Annotated in this window: 16 protein-coding genes and 1 pseudogene; 14 read left to right on the forward strand and 3 right to left on the reverse strand. The window is 72.2% G+C overall.

What is annotated here, in order from left to right; genetic code table 11:
• Window positions 1-18: 18 nt before the first annotated feature.
• Genes BLT23_RS22130 through BLT23_RS22140 form a run of 3 tightly spaced genes read left to right on the forward strand, consistent with a single transcriptional unit; the run spans window position 19 to window position 4002 of the window.
• Window positions 19-1629, forward strand: coding sequence for an ABC-F family ATP-binding cassette domain-containing protein (locus BLT23_RS22130; RefSeq protein WP_090051750.1), 1611 nt, complete (start codon window positions 19-21; stop codon window positions 1627-1629).
• Window positions 1622-3235, forward strand: coding sequence for an ABC-F family ATP-binding cassette domain-containing protein (locus tag BLT23_RS22135; protein WP_090051751.1), 1614 nt, complete (start codon window positions 1622-1624; stop codon window positions 3233-3235). The genes BLT23_RS22130 and BLT23_RS22135 overlap by 8 nt, the downstream gene beginning before the upstream one ends.
• Before the next feature lie 17 nt (window positions 3236-3252).
• On the forward strand, window positions 3253-4002 hold the full coding sequence (locus tag BLT23_RS22140; RefSeq protein ID WP_090051752.1) for a DUF899 family protein: 750 nt from the start codon (window positions 3253-3255) through the stop codon (window positions 4000-4002).
• Between the two features lie 46 nt (window positions 4003-4048).
• On the opposite strand, the gene BLT23_RS22145 is transcribed toward BLT23_RS22140, so the two are convergent.
• Window positions 4049-4801, reverse strand: coding sequence for a class I SAM-dependent methyltransferase (locus tag BLT23_RS22145; RefSeq protein ID WP_090051753.1), 753 nt, complete (start codon window positions 4799-4801; stop codon window positions 4049-4051).
• A gap of 220 nt (window positions 4802-5021) precedes the next feature.
• Between BLT23_RS22145 and BLT23_RS22150 the strand changes: the two genes are divergently transcribed.
• The 3 genes from BLT23_RS22150 to BLT23_RS22160 all read left to right on the forward strand — a co-directional run bounded on the left by BLT23_RS22150 (window position 5022) and on the right by BLT23_RS22160 (window position 8884).
• Window positions 5022-6338 (forward strand): cytochrome P450, encoded by a 1317-nt coding sequence (locus BLT23_RS22150; protein WP_245744095.1) that lies wholly within the window; start codon window positions 5022-5024, stop codon window positions 6336-6338.
• Window positions 6339-6561: 223 nt separating this feature from the next.
• The gene (locus BLT23_RS22155) at window positions 6562-7836 is read left to right on the forward strand and encodes a hypothetical protein (protein WP_090051754.1); all 1275 of its coding nucleotides are present in this window, start codon (window positions 6562-6564) and stop codon (window positions 7834-7836) included.
• A 169-nt stretch (window positions 7837-8005) separates the two neighbouring features.
• Window positions 8006-8884 (forward strand): ion transporter, encoded by an 879-nt coding sequence (locus tag BLT23_RS22160; RefSeq protein WP_281248877.1) that lies wholly within the window; start codon window positions 8006-8008, stop codon window positions 8882-8884.
• 246 nt (window positions 8885-9130) lie between these two features.
• Here the strand turns inward: BLT23_RS22160 and BLT23_RS22165 are convergent, their stop codons facing one another.
• Window positions 9131-11632 (reverse strand): FtsX-like permease family protein, encoded by a 2502-nt coding sequence (locus BLT23_RS22165; RefSeq protein WP_090051755.1) that lies wholly within the window; start codon window positions 11630-11632, stop codon window positions 9131-9133.
• Window positions 11633-11635: 3 nt separating this feature from the next.
• Window positions 11636-12367 (reverse strand): ABC transporter ATP-binding protein, encoded by a 732-nt coding sequence (locus tag BLT23_RS22170; RefSeq protein WP_090051756.1) that lies wholly within the window; start codon window positions 12365-12367, stop codon window positions 11636-11638.
• Between the two features lie 238 nt (window positions 12368-12605).
• Here BLT23_RS22170 and BLT23_RS22175 point away from each other — a divergent pair, with 238 nt between their 5' ends.
• The 8 genes and pseudogenes from BLT23_RS22175 (at window position 12606) to BLT23_RS22210 (ending at window position 24234) form a co-directional block, all read left to right on the forward strand.
• On the forward strand, window positions 12606-13982 hold the full coding sequence (locus tag BLT23_RS22175; RefSeq protein ID WP_090051757.1) for a serine hydrolase domain-containing protein: 1377 nt from the start codon (window positions 12606-12608) through the stop codon (window positions 13980-13982).
• Window positions 13979-14857: a serine hydrolase gene (locus tag BLT23_RS22180; RefSeq protein WP_218133831.1), complete on the forward strand. Its 879-nt coding sequence runs from the start codon at window positions 13979-13981 to the stop codon at window positions 14855-14857. The genes BLT23_RS22175 and BLT23_RS22180 overlap by 4 nt, the downstream gene beginning before the upstream one ends.
• Window positions 14854-16431, forward strand: coding sequence for an ABC transporter substrate-binding protein (locus BLT23_RS22185; RefSeq protein ID WP_090051758.1), 1578 nt, complete (start codon window positions 14854-14856; stop codon window positions 16429-16431). The genes BLT23_RS22180 and BLT23_RS22185 overlap by 4 nt, the downstream gene beginning before the upstream one ends.
• Window positions 16428-17399 (forward strand): ABC transporter permease, encoded by a 972-nt coding sequence (locus tag BLT23_RS22190; RefSeq protein WP_090051759.1) that lies wholly within the window; start codon window positions 16428-16430, stop codon window positions 17397-17399. The genes BLT23_RS22185 and BLT23_RS22190 overlap by 4 nt, the downstream gene beginning before the upstream one ends.
• Entirely contained in the window at window positions 17396-19240 is a 1845-nt protein-coding gene (locus BLT23_RS22195; RefSeq protein ID WP_090051760.1) for a dipeptide/oligopeptide/nickel ABC transporter permease/ATP-binding protein, read from the forward strand. Before BLT23_RS22190 ends, BLT23_RS22195 begins: the two co-directional genes overlap by 4 nt.
• Window positions 19237-19950: pseudogene (locus tag BLT23_RS22200) on the forward strand (ABC transporter ATP-binding protein); the annotation flags it as partial. The gene BLT23_RS22195 and the pseudogene BLT23_RS22200, both read left to right, overlap by 4 nt.
• A gap of 8 nt (window positions 19951-19958) precedes the next feature.
• Window positions 19959-20990, forward strand: coding sequence for a dipeptidase (locus BLT23_RS22205; RefSeq protein WP_090051762.1), 1032 nt, complete (start codon window positions 19959-19961; stop codon window positions 20988-20990).
• Between the two features lie 13 nt (window positions 20991-21003).
• Window positions 21004-24234, forward strand: coding sequence for a serine hydrolase (locus tag BLT23_RS22210; protein WP_090051763.1), 3231 nt, complete (start codon window positions 21004-21006; stop codon window positions 24232-24234).
• The last annotated feature ends 1 nt before the right edge of the window (window position 24235 follow it).

Below are 24235 nucleotides of genomic sequence, written 5' to 3' on the forward strand. Positions count from 1 at the left end.
TTGTCGAGGTCTCACCCCATGTCAGACGCTTTCGTCGTCGTCTCCGGCCTGTCCTTCTCCTGGCCTGACGACACCCCTGTCTTCGACGGCCTGTCCGTCTCCTTCCCCGGCGGCCGCACGGGTCTCGTCGCACCGAACGGCGCCGGCAAGTCGACGCTGCTCAAGCTCGTCGCGGGCGCGTTGACGCCGTCGGACGGCAGCGTGACCGTCGACGGCGTGCTCGGCTACCTGCCGCAGGACCTGCCGCTCACGGCCGGGCTGACCGTGGCCGAGGTGCTCGGCGTCGCGGACGTCCTGCGCGCCATCGAGGCCGTCGAGTCCGGTGACGCCGCCGAGGAGCACTTCACCACCATCGGCAGCGACTGGGACCTGGAGGAACGCACCCGCGCCCAGCTCGACCGCCTCGGGCTCGGCGACCTCGCGTTCGACCGGGCGCTCGGCACGCTGAGCGGTGGCCAGGTGATCTCGCTCGGCCTCGCGGCGCAGCTGCTGAAGCAGCCGGACGTGCTGCTGCTCGACGAACCGACGAACAACCTCGACCTGGAGGCCCGGCACCGGCTGCACGACGTGCTGGACGACTGGCGCGGCTGCCTGGTCGTCGTGAGCCACGACCGCGTGCTGCTCGACCGGATGGACCGGATCGCGGAGCTCGACGGCGGCGAGGTCCGCTTCTTCGGCGGGAACTTCACCGAGTACGAGGAGGCGGTGGCGGCCGAGCGCGAGGTGGCGGAGAAGAACGTCCGCAGCGCCGAGCAGGAGGTCAAGCGCGAGAAGCGGGAGATGCAGCAGGCACGCGAGCGCGCCGCCCGCCGTGCGTCCAACGCGCAGCGGAACCTGGCCAGTGCGGGACTGCCGAAGATCTTCGCGGGCACCATGAAGCGCAACGCCGAGGTGTCCGCCGCGAAGGCCGACGGCACGCACGCGGCCCGGCTCGGCGCCGCCAAGTCACGGCTGGACCAGGCCGAACGCGCGCTGAAGGACGAGCAGCGGATCAACCTGGAGCTGCCGCGCACGGCTGTCCCGTCCGGCCGGACCCTGTTCCACGGCACCGGAATCCGGGTGCGCGACCTGTTCGACGGCGTCGACCTCTCCATCCGCGGCCCGGAACGCATCGCGCTCGCCGCCCCGAACGGCGCGGGCAAGTCGACGCTGCTGCGGGTGGTCCACGGGTCCCTCACGCCGGACAGCGGCGAGGTGAAGCACGCCGACGGACGTGTCGCGTACCTGTCGCAGCGCCTCGACCTGCTCGACGACGCGCGGACGGTGGCGGAGAACCTGGCCGCGGCCGCCCCGCAGCGGCCCCCGGCCGAGCGGATGAACCTGTTGGCGCGCTTCCTCTTCCGCGGCCAGCGGGCGCATCTGCCGGTGGGCGTGCTGTCCGGCGGCGAGCGGCTGCGCGCGACGCTCGCGTGCGTGCTGTTCGCCGAACCCGCGCCGCAGCTGTTGCTGCTCGACGAGCCGACGAACAACCTCGACCTGGTGAGCGTCGGCCAGCTGGAGAGCGCGCTGAACGCCTATCAGGGAGCGTTCGTCGTCGTGAGCCACGACGAGCGGTTCCTGAACGAGGTGAGGATCGACCGCCGGCTGCGCCTCGACGGCGGCAAGCTGCTGGAGCTGGGCCGTGGCTGAGGCGGCGCTCGTCGCGCACGAGCTGGTGCGCGGTTTCGGCGGCAGGCGGGTGCTGGACGGGGTGTCGCTCACCGCGGCACCCGGCCGCCGCCTCGGCCTGATCGGCGAGAACGGCGCGGGCAAGTCGACGCTGCTGCGCCTCCTCGCGGGCACCGACCAGCCCGACGGCGGCACCGTCACGCGCCCGCCGGACCTCGGTTTCCTGCACCAGGAGATGACGTTCCCGGACGCGGCAACGGTCGGCGACGTCGTGGACGACGCGCTGGCGGAGGCACGCGCCGTCCTCGCCGACCTCGACCGCCTCGCGGGCGACCTGACCGACGAGGCCAGGCTGGCGGAGTACGCGGAACGGCTGGAGCTGGCCCAGCGGCTGGACGCCTGGGACGCCGGCCGCCGCGCCGGTCTGGTCCTCGACGGGCTCGGACTCGGTGGCGTCACGCGGGACCGTGCGCTCGGCACGCTCTCCGGGGGCCAGCGCCGCCGCCTGGCGCTGGCCGCGCTCGTGGTGCGCAGGCCGTCGGCGCTGCTGCTCGACGAACCGACCAACCACCTCGACGACGACGCGGCGACGTTCCTGGAGGAGCAGCTGCGCGGCCAGCCCGGCGCCGTGGTGGTGGCGAGCCACGACCGGGCGTTCCTCGACGCGGTGTGCACGGACCTGCTCGACCTCGACCCGGCCGTGGACGGCCCGGTGCGGTTCGGCGGCACGTACAGCGAGTACCTGCGGCAGAAACGCGCCGACCGGGCCAGGTGGGAGCGCCGGTACGCCGAGGAGCAGGAAGAGCTGGCCGGGCTGCGCGACTCGCTCGGCCTGCTCGAGGACCGCGTCACCCCGAAACGGGAGATGCGCGACAACAACAAGATGGCCTACGGAATGCGCGGCGACCGTGTCGAGGGCCAGATCTCCCGGCGCATCCGCAACGCCACCCGCCGCCTGGAGGAGCTGGACCGCCGCAGCGTGCCCGCTCCCCCGCGCCCGTTGAGCTTCACCCCGCCGGCGCTGACGTCACCGGCGGACGAGCTCGTGTCGCTGCGGCAGGTCCACGTGCCCGACCGGCTCACGCTCGACTCGTTCGACGTGCGCGACGGCGACCGGGTGCTCGTGACCGGCCTGAACGGTTCGGGCAAGTCGACGTTGCTGCTGGTGCTGGCCGGGCGGCTGGAGGTGCCCGGTGTGCGGCGGCAGCCCGGCCTGCGCGTCGGCCTGCTGGACCAGGACACGTCGTTCGCGAACCCGCGCCGGACCGCACGTGCCACCTACGGCCGCGCCCTCGGCGCCGACCGCGTCGCGGAGGTTCCGCTGGAGTCGCTGGGCCTGCTGCACCGCTGGGACCTCGGCAAGCCGGTCGGCGCGCTGTCCGTCGGGCAACGCCGCCGCCTCGCGCTCGCGCTGCTGGTCGCGGACCCGCCGCAGTTGCTGCTGCTCGACGAGCCGACGAACCACCTGTCGCCGGCGTTGTGCGACGAGCTGGAGGACGCGCTGGGACCGGGCCCCGGCGCCGTCGTGCTGGCGAGCCACGACCGGTGGCTGCGCGGGCGGTGGACAGCCGCGGAGGTCGCGCTGTCGAAATCAGGAGGACAGGTTCGACGCACGGGTGACACCTGATCTCACGGAGGACTGACATGACCGGACAGCCGCCCATCGTCGACCTGGACACCTGGCAGAAGGCCCGCGACGAGCTCCTGGTCCGCGAGAAGGCCCACACCCGCGAGGGCGACGCGCTCGCCGCGGCCCGCCGCCGGTTGCCGATGGTGGAGTTCGACGGGACGGTCGAGGTCGTCGGGGCGGACGGCCCGGTGCCGTTCCTCGACCTGTTCCAGGGCCGCGACGAGCTCGTCGTCTACAAGCACATGTGGTGGGACGGCGCCCCGCACCAGGGCCAGTGCGAGGGCTGCACCCAGGTGCCGTGGCACTTCGACAACCCCGCCTACCTCAACGCGCGCGGCGTGTCCTGGGCCGTGCTGACCACCGGGCCGTGGGACGAGGTCGCGCCGTTCGTCGAGTTCATGGGCTACTCGTCGCCCTGGTACTCGGTGCGCGGCATCGACGGCCCCGCGGGCGGCGAGATGGGCTACGTGACGAGCTACCTGCGCGACGGTGACCGCACGTTCCTGACCTACTCGACCACCGGCCGCGGCTGCGAACGTCTCAACGGGTCGCTCGCGTTGCTCGACAACACCGTGCGCGGCCGCGGCGAGCAGTGGGAGGACCACCCGGAGGGATGGCCGCAGCGGCGGCCGCCGGGCTGGTTCTGGCGCACCGACGCCGACGGCAACCCCAGCTGGGGCGAGGACAGCCGTCCGGCGGCGCAGTGGACCCGGCCGGGGGCGACGCCCGTGACGACGCTGGGCCGGCACGGTCACTGCCACTGACGCCTTGGGCACGCACGCGGGGCCTGTCGTGGACCTGCGTGCACTGTCAGGTGGTGGGTGCCGTGGCGGTCGCGAGGACGCGGCGTCGTTTGCCGAAGCGAGGCAGGACGAGCCGCGCCTCGCGCCGCAGCGACTCCAGTGCGGGATCACCGGAGGCGTCGGCGGCGAGCACCTCCTCCCACACCCGCTTCTCCAGGTCCAGCCACTGAGGCCGGTCCCGCACCACCGCGTCGGCGAAGCCCGCCTCCGGCAGCTGCCGGGCGAGGTCGAGGTCCCACATCAGCCGCGACGCGCTCTTGTCGCCGGGCACGCGCGGCTGCCAGCACGTGACGACCAGCCGCCCGCCCGGCACGAGAACCCGCAGGCACTCCCGCAGCGCGGCGACCTTCGGGTCGGCGAACTGCAGCGAGTCGGCGACGAGCACCGCGTCCACCGAGGCGCCGGGCAGGCCCGTCGCGGTCAGCGTGCCCACCTCGAACCTCGCCTCCGGTGCCCGTTCACGGGCCTGCGCGATGGCGACGGCCGAGAAGTCGACACCGATGAGGCCGCACCCGGTGCGGCGCGCGATCTCCAGGCCGTAGCCGCCGCGGCCGCACGCGAGGTCCAGCAGCACCTGCCCCGGCCGCAGGGCGAGCAGGCCGACGACCTCGTCCAGACCGTCTCCGCCGAGCATGCCGGTGGAGTCGACACCCTCGGGAAGCCGCAGGACGCGGCGCATCATCCGGTCGGCCGACGACGACGCTTCCCGGTCCGCGTACCAGCGGTCGAAGTGCTCCGCGCTCAACACAGGGCCGACCATGCCAGGAACCGGCGCCGTTGTCCGGAAGTCCTGACTCTCCGCTGCGGACCGAACGCCCTCCGCAGCCCTGAGATCCCCTGATCGACAACTGGACCAAAGTATGACGGCGAGTTAGGCCCGGGTATGACGACGCGCTCTGTGCAACGCCGTTATTGTCCGGTCCTGCGGTGGTCGACGTGGGCCACCGCACCACTCCTTTCCGCCGAAGGGACACGGAGTCATGAGGGACGTTCTGCAGCAGAAGACAGACGTCCGGTCCCGAGTGACCGGGTGGATGGGCCGGAGGTTCCTCGCGCACCTCACGAAGACCGGGTTCGACCTCGGGTCGTCCTGGCTCGTGCCCTCCCGCGTGCTGGCGCCGCTGCGCCGCAACGGGTTGAACCCGGTGCCGGAGCTGGCGCGCATGCAGGCGCAGGGACCGGTCACGCGGCTGCCACTGCCGGTCACGGTGTGGCTGGTGACCGGCTACGACGCGGCGAAGCAGGTGCTGGTGGACGCCGAGGCGTTCAGCAACGACTTCGGCCACCTGCGGAACCTGGGGCTCTTCGCGGACGAGGCACCGGGCGGTCTCGGGTTCAGCGACCCGCCGGAGCACACGCGGCTGCGCAAGGTGCTGACGCCGGAGTTCACCATGCGGCGGCTGGCCAGGCTCGTCCCGCGGATCGAGGCCATCGTGGCCGACCAGCTCGACCTGATGTCCATGGAGGACGGTCCGGTCGACCTCGTCGAGAAGTTCGCGATGACCGTGCCCGCGCTCACCATCTGCGAGCTGCTCGGCGTGCCCGCGAGCCAGCGGGAGGAGTTCCAGCGGCGCAGCGTCTCGCGGTTCGACCTGGACGGCGCCGCCACGGCGTCGCTGTCGGCCGTGTCCGAGTCGATCGTCTACTTCCGCGAGCTGGTCCGCGCCCAGCGCGAGGCCCCCGGCGACGGGCTGCTCGGCGAGCTGATCCGCAAGCACGGCGACGACCTGGACGACGACGAGCTGGCCGGCCTCGCCGACGGGCTGCTCACCGGCGGGTTCGAGACGACGGCCAGCATGATCTCGCTCGGCACGCTCGCGATGCTGCGCTCCCCGGAGCTGGCCCAGCGCGTCCTCGAAGGCGAGGAGGCCGTCAACGGCGTCGTCGACGAGCTGCTGCGGCACCAGAGCGTCGTGCAGGTGGCGTTCCTGCGCATCGCCCGCCACGACACCACCATCGCCGGGACGAAGATCAAGGCGGGCGACATCGTCGCCTGCTCCCTGTCGCAGGCCAACCGCGACCCGAGCGTCTACCCCGACCCCGACGCCATCCTGCCGGACCGCCCGGCCGGCCAGCACCTCGCGTTCGGTCACGGCGCGCACCGCTGCATCGGCGCCGAGCTGGCCAAGATGGAGCTGCGGGCCGCCTACCCCGCGCTGATGCGCCGGTTCCCGGAGATGCGCCTCGCGGTCGACCCCGGCGAGCTGTCGTTCCGCAAGCTGTCGATCGTGTACGGGCTGCACTCGCTGCCGATCCACCTGGGCAGCCACACCAGCCCGATCCAGCCGGCCCCGTAACCGGGTCCGGCGGCCGGGTTCGGCAGCCAGGACCGATGCCCAGGAGCGCTGGCCAGGTCCGGCAGTCAGGTTCAGCGGGCGCGTCCAGCACCCGTGTGCGGAACCGGTCGGTGGCCGGGTTCGGCGGCCAAGTTCGCCGTTGCGTCCGGCCGCTCGGGGACGCCCGCGTACGGCCGAACGGCTTCCTGTGGCGAGAGGTGGAGCGCGAGTAGCGTCGCTGGGCATGAGACGACTGCTCGGTGTCGCGTTGTCGTTGCTCCTCGTCCTCACTGCCGCCCCGGCTGCCACCGCCGGTGAGCGGGGCGGCGACCGGCCGTTGCCCGGTTACACGATCGTCAACCCGCCGCTCGCCCCGGCTACTGTCGGCGGCAAGCCGACGAAGGTGTTGCAGGGCGTCCACAGTCACTCGGCTTACATCATCGAGGTGCCGCCGCGCTGGAACGGGCGGCTTACGTTGTGGGCGCACGGCTACCGCGGTGACGGCGATGTCCTCACCGTTGACACGCCGCCGTACGGGTTGCGGCAGCGGTGGCTCGACGAGGGCTATGCGTGGGCCGCGTCTTCCTACTACCGCAACGACTACGACGTGCGCGCCGGCGTTACGACGACTCGTGAGCTCGCGTCGTTGTTCGCGAGGAAGGTTCAGCGGCCGGAGAAGGTCTTTCTCGCGGGGGTGTCGATGGGCGGGCACGTCATCGCGCGGTCGTTGGAGCAGTACCCCGGTTTCTACGCGGGCGCGCTGCCCATGTGCGGGGTGCTGGGCGACCACGAGTTGTTCGACTACTTCCTGAGCTACCACCTCGTCGCGCAAGCGTTGACGGGCATCCGCGCCTACCCGTTGCCGCCGGACTACTCCACGGACGTGGTGCCGCGCATCCGGCAGGCGCTCGCGGGGCATGAGGACCAGTTCCGTGCCATCGCCATCAACTTGTCCGGCGGTGACCGGCCCGGCTCCGAGGCGGCCTACGCCTACTGGGAGGACTTCCTGTTCGGGCTTGTCACGAGCTCGGACGCGCCGAGCCTCGCCGAGAACCCGTTGCAGATCGCCACGAACCTCAAGACGCACTACCGGCCGAACGGGCCCGTGAACGTCGACAGGACCGTGCACCGGGCCCGGCCCGCGAACCCCGTCGCGCGGGCGACCCCGGGGCTCACGCAGATTCCCGCCGTGCGGGGCCTGCCGAGCGCTCCCGTCGTGTCGTTGCACGGGATCGGCGACATGTTCGTGCCGTTCTCGATGGAGCAGGACTACCGCGACGACGTGGCCCGCTCCGGCCGGACTCACCTGGTGGTGCAGCGGGCGATCCGCACGGTCGACCACTGCGAGTTCTCCCCCGCCGAGGTCGGCGCCGCCTGGAGCGACCTGACCGCGTGGGTGGACCGCGGCACGCGGCCGTCCGGTGACGACGTCCGCCGGACCGGGGACCCGCGGTTCGGCTGCCGGTTCTCCGACCGGCTGGCGACCGGCGGCACGAGGGCCCTCTTCCCCGCCTGCTGACCGGCGGGCTCGCGGTTGACGCGCGTGGAAGTGGTGTGGCGCACCGGGTTGCGGCCCGGTGCCGCCGTCGGTCCCGCGCAACCGGAGCGGCCGAACGGGCGAACCGCCGGACCCGGCGAACGGTTAGGTTGATCTTCGTCCGTCCGCCCGCCGTGCCAGGAGCTCCTCGTTGGTCCCCAGTCCTCGGCTGCGCGTCCTGGTGGACGCCCCGTGGTTCACCAAAATGATCACCGCCGTGATCCTCGTCAACGCGGTCACCCTGGGCGCCGAGACGTCCCCGGAGCTGCTCGCCTCCTACGGCGACGTGCTGCACCTCGTCGACCGCACCGCGCTCGTGATCTTCGTGGTCGAGCTGACGCTCCGCTTCTGCGCGTATGGGAGGGACTTCTTCCGCGACCCGTGGAACTGGTTCGACACCCTGGTGGTGGCGGTGACGCTGCTGCCGGCGTCCGGGATGTTCTCGGTCCTGCGCGCTCTTCGGGTGTTGCGCGTGCTGCGGCTGGTGTCGGTCGTGCCGAGCATGCGCCGGGTGGTGGCCGCACTGCTGACCGCGCTGCCGGGAATGGCGTCGATCACCGCGTTGCTCGCGCTGGTGCTGTACGTGTCGGCGGTGATCGCGACGAAGCTGTTCAGCCCCGTCGCGCCGGAGTACTTCGGCGGGCTGGGCGAGTCGCTGTTCACGCTGTTCCACGTCATGACGGGCGAGGCGTGGTCGGAGGTCGCCCGCGAGGTGATGGCCGAGAAGCCGCTGGCGTGGGTGTTCTTCGTCGGCTACCTCGTCGTCACGTCGTTCACCGTGCTCAACCTGTTCATCGCCGTCGCCGTCAGCGCCATGCAGACCCCGATGGTCGAGGAGCACGCCGAGCACGACCGAGAGGAGATGGCGGCGACGCTGGAGATCCTCGCCGAAGTCCGCAAGCTGCGTGCGGACCTGGACGCGTTGCGGAGCGCGGCTCCTGCGGCACTGGCGACAGCGTCCACATCGATCCCGCACGTCAACGTCGACCCTCGACGTCGACATCGATCCACCCGTCGACGTCGACAGTGATGTTGACATCGCCAGTGACGTTGACAGTGACGTCGACGTTGATGCCGACGTTGACGTAGGTGTCGATGTTGATTCGGGTGTCGACGCCGATGTTGATCAGTCCATCTTGAGGTTGATCAGTCCATGTTGACTGTCCATGTCGACTGAGCGTCGTCAATGTTGATCGTGTCCAGTCGACGTTGATTCGAGCGGGACGATCAACGTTGACAGGCCCGATCAACCTGGTGGTTGACCGGGCCTGTCCTGTCACTCCCTGATGCCGATGGTGTCGATCGGCTTGCCGCGCAACGACAGCCGGGTCGAGATGGCGATCGACGCGAGGCCGAGGACGGCCGCGGCGGTGAGTGCGCCAGGGTAGACCCAGATCGGGCCGGTCGGCAGGAGGCTGCCGGTCGTGCTGAGCGACAGCGTGACGAGCGGGACCGCGGCCACCGCTGTGCCCAGCACTGCCGCGAGCGCGACGGTCAGCAGGGCCTCGGCCCGCATCATGCCGGTCACCTGGCGGCGTCCGGTGCCGACGAGGCGGAGCAGGGCGAACTCGCGGCGGCGGGCGGCCGTGGACATGACGAGCGTGTTGGACACCGAGATCGCGACGTAGCCGAGGATCACGCCGATGGCGATGAGGTTGAGCAGGAACTGCGTCCGCCCTTCGCCGCCGTCCTGTGCGGTCACGCCGTCCGTCACGGCCAGGCCGGGATAGCGGCTGGTGAGGTCGCGCAGCGCTGCCTCGTCGCCCGACTTCACCAGCACCGCGGTGTCGAGGCCGGACGTGAGGTGGGCGCGGGCGTCGGCGGCGGGGAGCACGTAGTCGCCGAACGCCAGGTCGTGCCGGTAGATCGCGACGACCTCGGCCTGTGCCTGCCTGCCGTCGGCGTGCCAGAGGTCGACGGTGTCGCCGACCTGCTTGTCCTCCCACTTCGCGTGGTCGACGCCGAGCGCGACGGTGCCGGGGACGAGGTCGGCGAGGTCGCCCGCGACGATGCCGAGGTCCACGGCGTCACCGGCCGCGGCGTCGAGGCCGGTGGCCCCGTGGCTCTGCACCTCGACGCTGTCGGCCAGCACGCCGGCGGTGATCACCTGCGTGCGGACCAGGGACGTCGCGGTGGCTCCCTGCAGGCGCGCCTCCTCGGCGACCTCCGGTGACACGCCCGTCACGCCGGTGATGACGTGGTCGGCGGTGATCGACCGGGTGATCTGCTGCTGCACGGCGGCGCCGAACGTCGTCTGGCTGTAGAAGTGCACGACGAAGAACCCGATGGCGAGCATCAGCGGTGTCACCGCCGCGGCGAGCCTGCGGGAGTTCTTGACGGCGTTCGCCGCCGCCAGGTAGCCGCTGAGCCCCGCCCGGCCGAGCACCGGCGCGATGAGGCGGACGGCGCCGCCGATCACCCGCGGGCCGACCAGGGCGAGCCCGACGACCAGCACCAGCGCCGCGAGCACCGGCATCGCCGCGCCGAGCTCGCCGCGCAGGAAGAACGGCACCGCCGTCGTGCCGAGGCCCAGCGCCACCAGCGCCCAGCCGGTCACCAGGCGGCCGGTGCCGGCGTCGCGCTTCTGCACGGCCGCCTCCCCCAGCGCCTCGACCGGGTTGATCGACGAGGGCCGCCGTGCCGCGCTCCACGCCGCCAGCCTGGCCGCGCCGACCCCGATGCCCAGGGCTGCCACCAGCGGGATCGGGCCGGTCGACAGCGCGAAGTCCGCGGGCAGCACGCCGATGGCGGCGAACGCGTCGCGCAGACCCCTGCTCACCGCGATGCCCAGGAGGCTGCCGAGCACGCCCGCGACCAGCGACACCACTGTCGTCTCGACGCCGATCAGCCTGCGGACCTGCTTCGGCGTGGCGCCGACGGCCCGCAGCAGCGCGAACTCGCGGCGGCGTTGCTCGACGGCCAGCGCGAGGGTGCTCGCCACGACGAAGATCGAGATCATGACGGCGTAGCCGCCGAACGACCCGGCCAGGATCGCGAGCATCGACTTGGTCCTGCCGACGTCCTCGAACTCGGCCGCGCTGCGGTCGGCGCCCTGTGCCACGGTGACGTGGTCGTCCCGCAACGCCTCCGCGACCCGTGCGGCGAGGTCCTGCGCGCCGGGTTCGGCCAGCACGCCGACCGCGCTCAGCTGGTCCGTGCGGCCTGCCAGGTTCGCGGCTTCGGCGGAGGTGAAGAACAGCGCCGCCTGCCGGTCACCGCCGGCTTCGGCGATCCCGGCGACGCGGTACGTGGCGGGCACCGTCCGGGTCATGACCCGGACCTCGTCGCCCACCCGCGCCCCTGCGCGTGCCGCGAGTCCCGCGTCGAGCACCACCTCGTCGTCGGCTCGGGGTTCCGCGCCCTCCTTCACCGCGTAAGGCGCGAGGACGGCCGACTCCCAGTTGTGGCCGAAGGTGGGCTTGTCCGCGAGCGGCTGCCCGTCCGGCCCGACCACCAGTGCCGGGAACGTCTGCTCGGGCACGGCCTCGCGCACCCCTGGCACGGCGGCGATCTTCCCGGCCAGCGACGCCGGCACGGGCACCTGTTCGGAGGCGTTCTCGAAGGTCAGCTCGTCGGCGCCGGGCGGGCGCACCAGCCGGTCACCGGTGACGACCAGGTCGGTGGCCGCGTAGCGCTGGGTCGGCACGCCGCCGCGGAAGCCGGACTCCATGAGGATGCCGCACGCGGCGACGAGCGCGGTCCCGCACAGGATCGCGACGAACGCGCCCACGAACCCGCTGGTGCGGGCCTTGACGGTCTGCCAGGCGAGGGTCAGCACGGCTCACCACTCCCCGAGGCGGGTCATGCGGTCGGCCACCTTCTCCGGGGTCGGCGAGATCAGCTCGCCCGCCAGCCTGCCGTCCGCCAGGAACAGCACGCTGTGCGCGGCGGAGGCGGCGACCGGGTCGTGCGTCACCATCAGCACGGTCTGGCCCATCTCGTCCACGATGGACCGCAGCAGCTCCAGCACCTGCTGGGCGGTCCGGGAGTCCAGGGCGCCGGTCGGTTCGTCGGCCAGCACGACCTCGGGCCTGGCCACCAGGGCGCGGGCGATCGCCACCCGCTGCTGCTGACCGCCCGACAGCTCGGAGGGGTGCCGCGACAGCCGTCCGTCGAGGCCCACCCGTGCGACGACCTGGCTCAGCCAGGCGGCGTCGGCGCGGCGGCCCGCGAGGCGCAGCGGCAGCGTGATGTTCTGCTCGACGGTCAGCGACGGCAGCAGGTTGTACGCCTGGAAGACGAAGCCGATCCGGTCGCGGCGCACCTCGGTGAGCGCCGCCTCCTTCAGGGACCCGAGATCGGTGTCCCCGAGCAGGACCTGGCCGGACGTCGGCCTGTCCATGCCGGAGGCGCAGTGCAGGAAGGTGCTCTTGCCCGAGCCGGACGGGCCCATCACGGCGGTGAAGGTCCCCCGCCGGACGGTGAGCGTGACGTCGTCCAGCGCCGTCACCGCGCCCGATCCCGAGCCGTACACCTTCCGCACCGCCCGCAGCGACAGCGCGACTGTCCTCATCACGTTTCTCCTTGCGTAGCAACGGCTTGCGAGGAAGAACGTAGTTTCGGGGGCCCACCGGGGGCGATCACGCAGGCTGCCGGGACCGTGGTGGAGCCTGCTCCACCCGTGTGACGGGTTCGTCGGCGCGCACAGATCCGGACGGTCAGATTCGTTGAGACGCACGAGGTGTGAGCGGGGCCACGCCCCTACGTTGGCGGGTGACCTGGGAGTGACGCTACGTGGATGAGGCGCACGGATGACCAAGCTCAACGAGATCAGCGACTGGCTGCGGGAGAACCTGCCGAGACTGGTGGCCGAGCACGACGTGCCCGGCGCGAGCGCGGCCGTCACAGCGGGCGACGAGGTCGTCGAGGTGGCGGCGGGTGTGCTGAACAAGAACACCGGGGTCGAGGCGACCACCGACTCGGTGTTCCAGATCGGGTCGATCACCAAGGTGTGGACTGCGACGCTGGTGCTGCAGCTCGCCGACGACGGCCTGCTCGACATCGACGCGACCGTGCGCACGTACCTGCCCGAGTTCCGCATCGCCGACGAGGACGCGGCAGCGCGGATCACGGTGCGCCAGCTGCTCAACCACACGGCGGGCTTCGAGGGTGACCTCTTCACCGACACCGGCCGCGGCGACGACTGCGTGGAGAAGTACGTCGCCACACTGCACGACACTCCGCAGCTCTTCCCGCCCGGCGAGATGTTCAGCTACAACAACGCCGGCTACTGCGTGCTCGGCCGGATCGTGGAAGTGTTGCGCGGCAAGCAGTACGACCAGTGCCTGCGCGACCACCTCTTCGCGCCGCTCGGCCTCACCCACGCCGCGACCTGCGCCGACGAGGCGATCCTGTTCCGCGCCGCCGTCGGGCACGTCACCCAGGACGAGGACGCGGGCCCGCAGGTGGCCCCGCTGTGGTCGCTGGTGCGGTCCAACGCTCCCGCCGGGTCGATGCTCGCCATGACGGCGGGCGACCTGCTGAAGTTCGCGCGGATGCACATGAGCGGCGGCGCGGGCGTGCTGGCGGAGGAGACCGTCCGCGCCATGCAGCGGGTCGAGACGCGGGTGCCCGAGCTCGCGATCATGGGCGACTCCTGGGGCCTGGGCTGGGAGATGTTCAGCAGTCCACAGGGGACGATCGTCGGTCACGACGGCGGCACGATCGGGCAGAACGCCTTCCTGCGCATGGTTCCCGAGCAGGGTGTCGCGGTCGCGCTGCTGACCAACGGCGGCCGTCCGCACGACCTGTACCAGGCGGTCTTCCGGCACGTGCTGCGCGAGCTGGCCGGTGTGGAGCTGCCGGGGATGCCCGAACCCGCCGCGCGGCCGGAGAAGATCGACGCGGAGCGGTTCACCGGCGTCTACACCTCGTCGGTCGCCGAACGCGTGATCACCCAGGACGCGGACGGCCGGATCTGGATGGAGCTCGTGCCCAGGGGGATCATGGCCGAGCTCAGCCCGGAGTCCGCGATGAAGACCGAGCTGGTCCCGTGGCGCGCCGACACCCTCGTCGCCGCCGAGCCCGTGCAGGGCATCCACCTGCCGCTCGCGTTCGTGGGCGACGACGGGCACGGGCACGCGCTGTACCTGCACACGGGCCGCGCCGACCGCCGGGTGGCCCGGTGATCACCGACGCCCTCCGCGCGGCCTTCGCGGACGTGGACGCGCAGGGGTTCGTCCACGTCCGTGAGGTCGGCGTCGAGAACGGCCCGGAAGTGGGCCTCGGCGCGGACGACCCGGTGGTGCTGGCGTCGGTGTTCAAGATCCCCGTCGCCGTGGCGTACGCCGAGGAGGTGGCGGCCGGGCGGCTCGACGAGACCGGACGGACGCGCGTCACGTCCCGCTACCGGATCGGCGGGATCGGCACCGCGGGGTGTGCCGATGACGTCGAGATGAGCTGGCGCGACCTCGCGCTGTTCATGATGACGATGAGCGACAACGCCGCGACGGACGCCGTCTTCCACCGCGTCGGGCAGGCCGCGGTGGACGCCGTGCTGGCGCGCACCGGGCTCGTCCGCACCCGGATCATGGGCTGCTGCGAGGACCTGTTCGCCGCGCTGACCGCCGACGTCGGCATCGACGACGTCGAGGCCGCCTTCGCCAGCCTGACGCCCGGCCAGCTGGACAAGCTGTCCATTTTGGACCCCGAGCGCACGACCTCCTCCACTCCCAGGGAGATCACCACTCTGCTGGACGCCGTCTGGACCGGCCGCGCCGCCTCACCGCGGGCGTGCGAGACGGTCCGGTCGATCATGTCCCGGCAGGTCTGGCCGCACCGCCTGGCCTCCGGCTTCGGCTCGGACGTCCAGGTCGCCGGCAAGACCGGCACGTTGCCGACCCTGCGCAACGAGGCCGGGGTGCTCACCTACCCCGACGGACGCGGCTACGCCGTGGCCGTGTTCACCAGGGCCTCCTCGCCCGACCTCCGGCAACCCGCCGTCGACGCGGTGATCGGCCGCGCCGCCCGACTCGCCGTCGACCACCTTCGGAGCACATCATGAAGCGTGCGGTAGCACTGTTGAGCGCCGTCGTCCTCACCACGTCCTGCGGAACCCAGGGAAGCTCCGGGTCCGGGAACCAGGCGCTGGCCGACGGCAGGACGTTCACCCTGTCCATCGGCCAGGACCCCGGCAGCCTGGACCCCGCCCTCACCGTCCTGTCGGCGGCGCGGTCGGTCGGCCGGTTCCTCTACGCGTCGCTGATCGAGCGCACCACCAGCGGCGAGATCGTCTCCGGTCTCGCCGAGAAGTGGGAGTCCACGACCACCACGGCGACGTTCACGCTGCGCGAGGGCGTCACGTGCTCGGACGGGGCGCCGCTGACGGCCACCGACGTCGCCGCGAACATCTCGTTCATCGGCGACCCGGCCAACAAGTCGCCGATGGCGGGCATCCAGGTCGCGCCGGGCACGACGGCGACAGCGGACGACACCGCCCGCACGGTGACGGTCACGAGCGGGGCGCCGGACGCGTTCCTGCTGATCAACCTCGGCACGCTGCCGATCGTGTGCGCGAAGGGCATGGCCGACCGCTCGCTGCTCGCGAAGGGTGAGCAGGGCACCGGCATGTTCAAGATCACCGAGGTCGTGGCGAACGACCGGTACACGATGGAACGGCGCGAGGACTTCGCCTGGGGGCCCGGCGACTGGCAGAAGGACCAGCCCGGCCTGCCGGACAAGGTCGTGTTCAGGGTGATCCAGAACGAGACCACCGCCGTGAACCTGCTGCTGCAGGGCCAGCTCACCGCCGCCCAGATCGTCGGGCCCGACCAGGACCGCCTGCTGTCGCAGCGGTTCGAGCACGTCGACGGCGCCACGCCGCTCGGCACGCTCGCGTTCAACCAGGCGGAGGGCCGTCCCGGCCAGGACCCGGCGGTGCGGCGCGCGCTCGTGCAGGCGCTCGACCTCGACCAGCTCGGCAAGGTCATCACGAACGGCAAGGGCAGGCCGTCGCAGAGCTTCGTGACCGTCCAGCCCCGGCCGTGCACCGGGGACAACATCGGCCCGAACCTGCCGAAGCTCGACAAGGCCGCGGCGGAGTCGGCGCTCGACGGGGCGGGCTGGCGCGCCGGTGCCGGTGGCACGCGGGCCAAGGACGGCAAGCCGCTGACGGTGAAGCTGCTCCAGCCGACCACCGCCGGGCCGTCGGTCACCGCGGCGGCCGAACTGATCCAGCAGGCGTGGCAGGGCATCGGCGTCCAGGTCGAGATCGCTCCCGTCGACTCGGCGGGCATCAACCAGACGTTGCTGCAGACCGGCGCGTGGGACGCGTCGATGGCGCCGCTGACGCTGTCGCTGCCGAGCGAGCTGGTGCCGTTCGCGTCCGGGCCGGTGCCGCCGGACGGCGTGAACTTCGGCCACATCCGCAACGCCGAGTACGAGGCGGAGACGGCGAAGGCCGCCGCACTGGCCGGTGCCGAGGGCTGCGAGCACTGGAACAAGGCGGAGGCGGCCCTGGTCAAGGACCTGAGCTTCGTGCCCTACTACGACTCGGTGGTGCCGACGTTCGTCAAGGGCGCCAGGTTCACCGTCAGCGGCAGCCCCGACCCGGCGTCGATCCGGATGCTCGCGTCATGATCAAGGCGCAGCGGGCGGAGGGCGGCACGTGGCTGCCCTTCGCCCGGCGGCGGGCGGTGCGGTTCCTCACCTCGCTGTGGGTGCTCGTGACGGCATCCTTCCTGATGATCCACCTGATTCCCGGCGACCCGGTCCGCGAGTCGCTCGGCCTCGGCGCGCCGCCGGACGTGGTCGAGGCCCGGCGGGCGGCGCTCGGTCTCGACGAACCGCTGCCCGTGCAGTACTGGAACTACCTCACCGGGCTCTTCCGCGGCGACCTCGGCACGTCGCTCGTCAGCGGCACCCCGATCGGTGACCTGATCGGCGACCGGCTGCCCGCGACCGTGCGGCTCGCGTTCCTCGCGTTCCTGTTCGTGGTCGTCGTGGCGGTGCCGGTGGGGGTCGGGATGGCGATCCTGACCAAGGGCGGCCGAAGGCGCGGCGGTGAGCTCGCGTTCACCTCCACCAGCGTGGTGCTCGCGGCGATCCCGGAGTTCCTGCTCGCGGTGGGGCTCGTGAGCGTCCTCGCGGTGCAGCTGAACCTGTTCCCGGTGGCGGGCGACGACGCGCCCGGCTCGTGGGTGCTCCCGGTGCTGGCGCTGGCGACCGGACCGGGAGCGGTGCTCGCCAGGATCGTGCGGGTGGAGCTGCTCTCCGTGCTGGGCAACGACTTCGTGCGGACGGCACGGGCGAAGCGGCTGCCCGCCAGGCTCGTGTACCTGCGGCACGCGCTGCCCAACGCCGTCACCGCCACGCTCACCCTCGGCGGCATGATGCTGGCGACGCTGGTCGCCGGGACCGTGCTGGTGGAGAACGTGTTCGCGTGGCCGGGACTCGGCTCGACGATCGTCGGCTCCATCCAGCAGAAGGACTACCCGGCCGTGCAGGGCATCGTGCTCGTCTACGGCGCGGGTGTGCTGCTGGTCAACCTCGTCGTGGACGTCGCCCTGGCATTGCTCGACCCCCGTTCGACGATCAGGGAGGCATGATGCGCGCCGCACTCCGCTCCCCGGTGGGCCTCGCGTCGGCCGTGCTGCTCGCCCTGCTCGTCCTGCTGGCGGTGTTCGCCCCGATGCTGTGGGGCGACCGGGCCGCCGCGATCGACACCGACGCCCTGCAACAGGGAGCGTCCGCGGAGCACCCGCTCGGCACCGACCAGCTCGGCCGCGACATCCTGTTCCGCGTCCTCGTCGCGACCAGGCTGACGATCGGTCTCGCGCTGCTCGCCACGGTGATCGGCGTGGGCACCGGCCTGCTGCTGGGGTCCCTCCCCGCGGTGCTGCCGCGGTGGGCCGCCAGGATCGTCACCTCGGCGGTGAACATCGCGGTCGCGTTCCCCGGCCTGCTGCTCGCGCTGTTCTTCGCCGTCATCTTCGGCACCGGCACGGTCGGCGCGGTGCTGGCCATCGCGTTCGCCATCGCGCCGTCGTTCGCCCGGCTCACCCAGACGCTGACCGCGGGGATCAGCGGACGTGACTTCATCAAGGCGGCACGGGTGTGCGGCGTCGGCCGGTTCCGCCTGCTGGTGCGGCACGTGCTGCCGAACATCGCCGAGCCGCTCGTGATCAACGCGACGCTGGCGGCGGGGGCCGCGCTGACCTCGTTCGCGGGCCTGTCGTTCCTCGGCATCGGCGTGCAGGCCCCGTCCTACGACTGGGGGCGGCTGCTCGGCGAGGGCCTGCTGCGGATCTACCTCTCCCCCGCGTCCGCCCTGGGTCCCGCTCTTGCCGTCGTGCTCGCCGGGCTGGCGTTCAACCTGTTCGGCGAGGCGGCCGCCGCGGCGGCGGGCGGGCGGCGGCGGTGGCGCGGCAAGCCCGTCCCGCACCACGAGTCCACTGTGGACGATCCGGGCGACGGCCTGCTGACCGTGCGGAACCTGCACGTGACGTTCCCCGGCGGCATCACGCCGGTGCGCGGCGTGTCGTTCACCGTCCACGACGGGGAGATGATCGGCGTGGTCGGCGAGTCGGGCTCCGGCAAGAGCCTCACCGCGCTGGCCGTGTCCCGCCTGGTCGAGCACCCCGGCTCGGTGACGGCCGACCGGCTCGACTTCGACGGCAGGCCGTTGCGCTCTATCCCGGACCGCGACCTCGGCACCAGGCTCGCCATGGTGTTCCAGGACCCGATGACGTCGTTCAACCCGGCGCTGCGCATCGGCCGCCAGATCGCCGAGGTGTCCGAGGTGCACCAAGGGCTTTCGCGCGGGGACGCGCTCCGCAAGGCCACCGACCGGCTGCGGGCCGTCCGCATCCCCGACCCCGGGCGCCGCGCGGGCCAGTACCCGCACGAGTTCTCCGGCGGCATGCGGCAGCGCGCGATGATCGCGATGGGTCTGATGGGCGAACCGAAGCTGGTGATCGCCGACGAGCCCACCACCGCGCTCGACGTCACCGTGCAGCGCGAGGTGCTCAAGCTGCTCGCCCGGATCAGGACCGAACGCTCCGCGGCCGTGCTGCTGATCAGCCACGACATCACCGTGGTCGCGCAGACCTGCGACCGCGTGCTGGTGATGTACGCGGGCAGGATCGTCGAGGAGCTGCCGACCGACGAGCTGTTCACGGCCGCCCGCCACCCGTACACGACGGCGCTGCTGGCCGCCGTGCCCGATCTCGACACGGACCGGGACGCGCCGCTCGCGGTGATCCCCGGCCGTCCGCCGGAGCCGGGCGAGATCACCGCCGGGTGCCCGTTCGCCCCGCGCTGCCCGCTCGCCGAGGAGCGGTGCCGGACGGAGGAACCGGAGCTGTCCGCGTTGTCGGACGGGCACCGGGTGGCGTGCTGGAAGTCCGAGAAGGAGCTGGCACTGGCCGCGACGGGAGGAACCCGGTGAGTGAGCTCTTCTTCGACCGCGTCAGCGTCCGCTACGGCCACCACCTGGCCGTCGACGACGTCTCGCTGGTCGTCCCGCACGGCCAGGTCGTCGGCCTCGTCGGCGAGTCGGGTTCCGGCAAGTCCACGCTCGCCGCCACCGCCGTGGGTCTCGTGCCCGTCACCAGCGGCCAGGTCTTGGTGGACGGCGAGCGCGACCGCCGCCGCAGGGTTCAGATGGTGTTCCAGGACCCGTACTCGTCGCTGGACCCGCGGATGAGCATCGGCGGGTCGATCGCCGAGGGGATGCCCCGGGGCGTGGACAAGAAGGCCGAGGTCGCCCGGCTGCTGGAGCTGGTGAACCTCGACCCCGGCCGGGCCTCGTCGCTGCCGGCCAGGCTGTCCGGCGGGCAGCGGCAACGGGTCGCGCTCGCCAGGGCGCTGGCCGGCCGGCCGGAGGTCGTGATCGCCGACGAGATCACGTCCGCGCTCGACGTGTCCGTGCAGGGCGCCGTGCTGAACCTGGTGCGGGACCTGCAACGGCGGCTGGGGTTGTCGATGCTGTTCATCTCGCACAACCTCGCGGTCGTGCGGTACGTGAGCGACCGGATCGCGGTCATGAAGGACGGCCGGATCGTCGAGGAGGGGCCCGCGGCGCGGGTGCTCGCCGAGCCCGGTCACGAGTACACGCGCGAGCTGCTGGCGGCGGCGCCGCGGCGGCATGCCAGGCTGGAGGTCTCATGACCGGCGACCTGCACGCGCGCAGCGTCGTCGCGGACACCCACAACGACCTGCTCACCGCGATCGCGCACCGGCCGGTGGACCAGTGGGTGCCGCACTTCCGCGACCGCTGGCTGCCGCAGCTGCGGGCGGGCGGGGTGAACCTCCAGGTGCTGCCGGTGTTCGTGGACGACGTGTTCCGGCCGGAAGGCGCGCTGCGGCAGACGTTGCGCGAGATCGAGGCGGCCCACCGCATCGCGGAGGCCCACCCCGGCGACGTGCGGCTCTGCGTGAACGGCGCGGAGATCGACGCGGCACTGGACAGCGGCCGGATCGCGCTGGTGCTCGCGCTCGAAAGCGCTCCCGGTGTCGGCGAGGACGTCGAGCTGCTCGAAACGCTGAGCCGGCTGGGTGTGCGGATCGCGTCGCTCGCCCACTTCGGCCGCACGGCGCTCGCCGACGGCAGCGGCGAGGACGCCACCGGCAGCAGGCTCACCAGGGCGGGCGTCGCGGCGCTGGGCCTGATGGAACGGCTCGGCATGATCTTCGACGTCAGCCACCTCGGCGCGGCGGGCGTGGACCACGTGCTGGAGCTCGCCACCCGTCCGGTCATGGCCACGCACTCGTCGGCACGGGCACTGCGGGACCACCACCGCAACCTCACCGACGACCAGCTCAGGGGCATCGCGGCCACCGGCGGCGTGGTGTGCGTGAACTTCTTCGCACCGTTCCTGCACGAAAGCGACTTCACCATCGACCGCCTGGTCGACCACTTCGAGCACATCGCGGACGTCGCGGGCCTCCCGCACGTCGGTCTCGGCCCGGACTTCGTGAAGGAGGTCCTGGAGGACACCACGCCGCCGTGCTGCGAGACGCCGTTCATCGAGGGCGTCCCGACCACGCGGTTCATCCCCGGCCTCGAAGGACCGCAGGGGCTGCCGCTCGTCACCGAGGCGCTGCTGAAGCGCGGCTGGGCCGACGACGACATCGCCCTGGTGCTGGGCCGCAACGTGCTCGACCTGTTCCGCGCCGAGCTCGGCGCCACCCGTTGACGAGGGGGACCCCATGACCACCATCGAGGACCTGTACGGCTTCGCGCTGCCCGAGCAACCCGCGCTCGCGCCGGACGGCACGGACGTCGTCTACGTGCTGCGGACCACCGACCGGGAGGCCGACCAGGACGAACGGTCGCTGTGGCGGCTGTCCGGCGGCACGGCCAAGCGGCTCACCAGGGGCAAGGCCGACGTGGCTCCCGCCTGGTCGCCGCAGGGCGGCGTCATCGCGTTCCTGCGCGCCCAGGACGGACCGGCGCAGCTGTGGCTGCTGCCCGCCGACGGCGGTGAACCGGAGCAGTTGACGACGCTGCCACTCGGCGCGGGGGCGCCGGTGTGGAACGCGGACGGCACCAAGCTCGCGTTCGCCGCGCCCGTCGACATCGCGGACGCGCAGGCGCCGATCGTCACCGAACGGCTCGACCACAAGGCCGACGGGTCGGGCTACCTGCGCAGCCTCCGTTCCCACCTGCACGTGCTGGACCTGGCGAGCCGCGAGGTGCGCCAGCTGACCAGCGGCGACTACCACGCTGCCTCCCCCGCCTGGTCGCCGGACGGGACGCGACTCGCGTTCACGGCAGGCCGTGACGCCGACGCCGACCTGACGTTCCGCACCGCCGTGCACGTCGTCCCGGTCGAGGGCCGGGCGGAACCGCGGCTCGTCGGGCTCGCCGAGGGTCAGGCCGCGACCGTCACGTGGACCGCGAGCGGTCTGGTCGTCACCGGGCGGACCACCTCCGACACCGGGCACCTCGACCTGCTGCACCTGTCGCTCGACGGCAAGGCCCGTTCGCTGACCGGAGCGCTGGACCGCAACGTGATGCCCGGTATGGCCGGCTACCCCGGCGGGCTTCCGGCGGTGGACGGGAACACGGTGCTGTTCTGCGCCCGCGACCGCGGCTGCACGCAGCTCTACGTCGTGGACCTGGACGGCGGTGAGCCGCGGCTCGTCCTCGGCGGCGATTCCCGTGCCGTGTCAGGGCTTTCCGTCTCCGGCGGCACCGCGGCCGTCGTGCTGGGCACGGCCACGTCGTACGGGGAGATCGCCACGGTCGACCTCGCCACCGGCGCCGTCACCGTCCACACCGGACACAACAGCGACGACGTGCCGGTGCGCGAGGAGCGCGAGTTCACGATCTCCGACGGCACGGTCGTGCACGGCTGGCTGCTGCGCGACCCCGAGCGCACCGGCCCGGCGCCGTTGCTGCTCGACGTCCACGGCGGCCCGCACAACGCGTGGAACGGCACCGCCGACCCGGTCCACCTGTACCACCAGGTGCTCGCCGAGCAGGGCTGGGCGGTGCTCACGCTCAACCCGCGCGGCAGTGACGGCTACGGCGAGGACTTCTTCCGCGCCGCGCTGGGCGCGTGGGGCAAGGCCGACGCGAAGGACCTCCTGGAACCGCTGGACCAGCTCGTCGCCGAGGGAGTCGCGGACCCGGCGAGGCTCGCCGTCACCGGCTACAGCTACGGCGGCTACATGACCTGCTACCTCACCAGCCGCGACTCCCGGTTCGCCGCGGCCGTCGCCGGGGGCGTGGTCGCCGACCTGCGCAGCATGGCGGGCACGTCCGACGCCGGTCACTACCTCACCGAGATCGAGCTGGGCGGGCAGGGCGAGCACCTCGCGGAGCTGTCGCCGTTGACGCGGGTGGCCGATGTCCGCACGCCGACGCTGGTCTACCAGGGCGCCGCCGACGACCGCTGCCCGGCGGGCCAGGCCGAGCAGTGGTTCACCGCGCTGCGCGAGAACTCGGTGCCGGCCAGGCTCGTGCTGTACCCGGAGGCGTCGCACCTGTTCATCCTCAACGGCAAGCCGTCGCACCGCGCGGACTTCAACCGCCGCGTGGTCGACTGGGTGCGCGAGCACGCCGAGAACCACAAGCCGCTCGACGCGGAGCACTGGCAGCGCAGGCTGTCCGCCATCGCGGCGAAGCACGGCCTTCCCGGCGCGGTGCTCGGCATCCTGTACAAGGGCGAGGTCGCGCAGGCGCACCACGGCGTGCTCAACACGAGGACCGGGGTCGAGGCCACCGACGACTCGGTCTTCCAGATCGGCTCGATCGGCAAGGTCTGGACGGCCACCGTCGTCCTGCGGCTCGTCGACGAGGGCCTGCTCGACCTCGACGCGCCGATCGCCGACGTGCTGCCGGAGCTGAAGCTGAAGGACCCGGTGGTCACGCAGAAGGTGACCATGCGCCACCTGCTGACCCACACCAGCGGCATCGACGGCGACCTGTTCACCGACACCGGCCGCGGAGACGACTGCCTGGAGCGCTACACCGGGCTGCTCGCCGACTCCCCGCAGAACCACCCGCTCGGCGCGACGTTCTCCTACTGCAACGCGGGGTTCGTCCTGGCGGGCCGGGTGATCGAGAAGCTCACCGGCACCACGTGGGACGCCGCGATGCGGGAGAAGCTCTTCGAACCGCTCGGCCTCACCCGGACCGGCACGCTGCCGGAGGAGGCGCTGATGCACCGCGCCGCCGTCGGGCACGTCGACCAGGACGGCGAGCAGGTGCCCGCACCCGTGTGGCAGCTGCCGCGCTCGCTCGGCCCGGCCGGGACGATCTTCTCCACCACCGAGGACGTGCTGAAGTTCGCACGCCTGCACCTCGACGGCGGCCTCGCGCAGGACGGCACGCGGGTGCTGTCGGAGGAGTCGGCGGCGGCGATGACCGAGAAGCAGGCCGACGTGCCCGACCCGAACGCGCTGGGCGACTCGTGGGGCCTCGGCTGGATCCGGTTCGACTGGGACGGGCACCGGCTGATCGGCCATGACGGCAACACGATCGGACAGTCCGCGTTCCTGCGGCTGCTGCCGGAGCAGGACCTCGCCGTCACGCTGCTGACCAACGGCGACCACGCCCGCGAGGTCTACCTGGAGCTGTACCGGGAGATCTTCGCCGAGCTGGCCGGGGTGGCCGTGCCGCACCCGATGGAGCCGCCGGCCGAACCACCCGCCGTCGACCTCGCGCGGTACGCGGGCCGGTACGAGAGGGAGTCCACCCGGATGGACATCACCTTGGGCGAGAACGGGTTGCGGCTCAAGACGACGGTCACCGGGCCGCTCGCGGGCCTCGTCCCCGACCCGCCGGAGATCGGCCTCGTGCCGGTCGACGACTCCACGTTCGTGTGCCGGGAGTCGGAGAGCGACAGCTGGACGTCCGTGGTGTTCTACTCGTTGCCCACGGGCGAGGAGTACGTCCACCTGGGTGTCCGCGCCACGCCGAAGGTGTCCTGAC

This window comes from Lentzea fradiae (assembly GCF_900100955.1).
In the GTDB taxonomy this organism is placed as follows: Bacteria; Actinomycetota; Actinomycetes; order Mycobacteriales; family Pseudonocardiaceae; genus Lentzea; species Lentzea fradiae.

Coding starts and splice junctions, on each gene's coding strand:
- BLT23_RS22130 (WP_090051750.1), top strand. CDS start 19: ATGTCAGACGCTTTCGTCGTCGTCTCCGGCCTGTCCTTCTCCTGGCCT.
- BLT23_RS22140 (WP_090051752.1), top strand. CDS start 3,253: ATGACCGGACAGCCGCCCATCGTCGACCTGGACACCTGGCAGAAGGCC.
- BLT23_RS22145 (WP_090051753.1), bottom strand. CDS start 4,801: ATGGTCGGCCCTGTGTTGAGCGCGGAGCACTTCGACCGCTGGTACGCG.
- BLT23_RS22150 (WP_245744095.1), top strand. CDS start 5,022: ATGAGGGACGTTCTGCAGCAGAAGACAGACGTCCGGTCCCGAGTGACC.
- BLT23_RS22155 (WP_090051754.1), top strand. CDS start 6,562: ATGAGACGACTGCTCGGTGTCGCGTTGTCGTTGCTCCTCGTCCTCACT.
- BLT23_RS22170 (WP_090051756.1), bottom strand. CDS start 12,367: ATGAGGACAGTCGCGCTGTCGCTGCGGGCGGTGCGGAAGGTGTACGGC.
- BLT23_RS22175 (WP_090051757.1), top strand. CDS start 12,606: ATGACCAAGCTCAACGAGATCAGCGACTGGCTGCGGGAGAACCTGCCG.
- BLT23_RS22185 (WP_090051758.1), top strand. CDS start 14,854: ATGAAGCGTGCGGTAGCACTGTTGAGCGCCGTCGTCCTCACCACGTCC.
- BLT23_RS22190 (WP_090051759.1), top strand. CDS start 16,428: ATGATCAAGGCGCAGCGGGCGGAGGGCGGCACGTGGCTGCCCTTCGCC.
- BLT23_RS22195 (WP_090051760.1), top strand. CDS start 17,396: ATGATGCGCGCCGCACTCCGCTCCCCGGTGGGCCTCGCGTCGGCCGTG.
- BLT23_RS22205 (WP_090051762.1), top strand. CDS start 19,959: ATGACCGGCGACCTGCACGCGCGCAGCGTCGTCGCGGACACCCACAAC.
- BLT23_RS22210 (WP_090051763.1), top strand. CDS start 21,004: ATGACCACCATCGAGGACCTGTACGGCTTCGCGCTGCCCGAGCAACCC.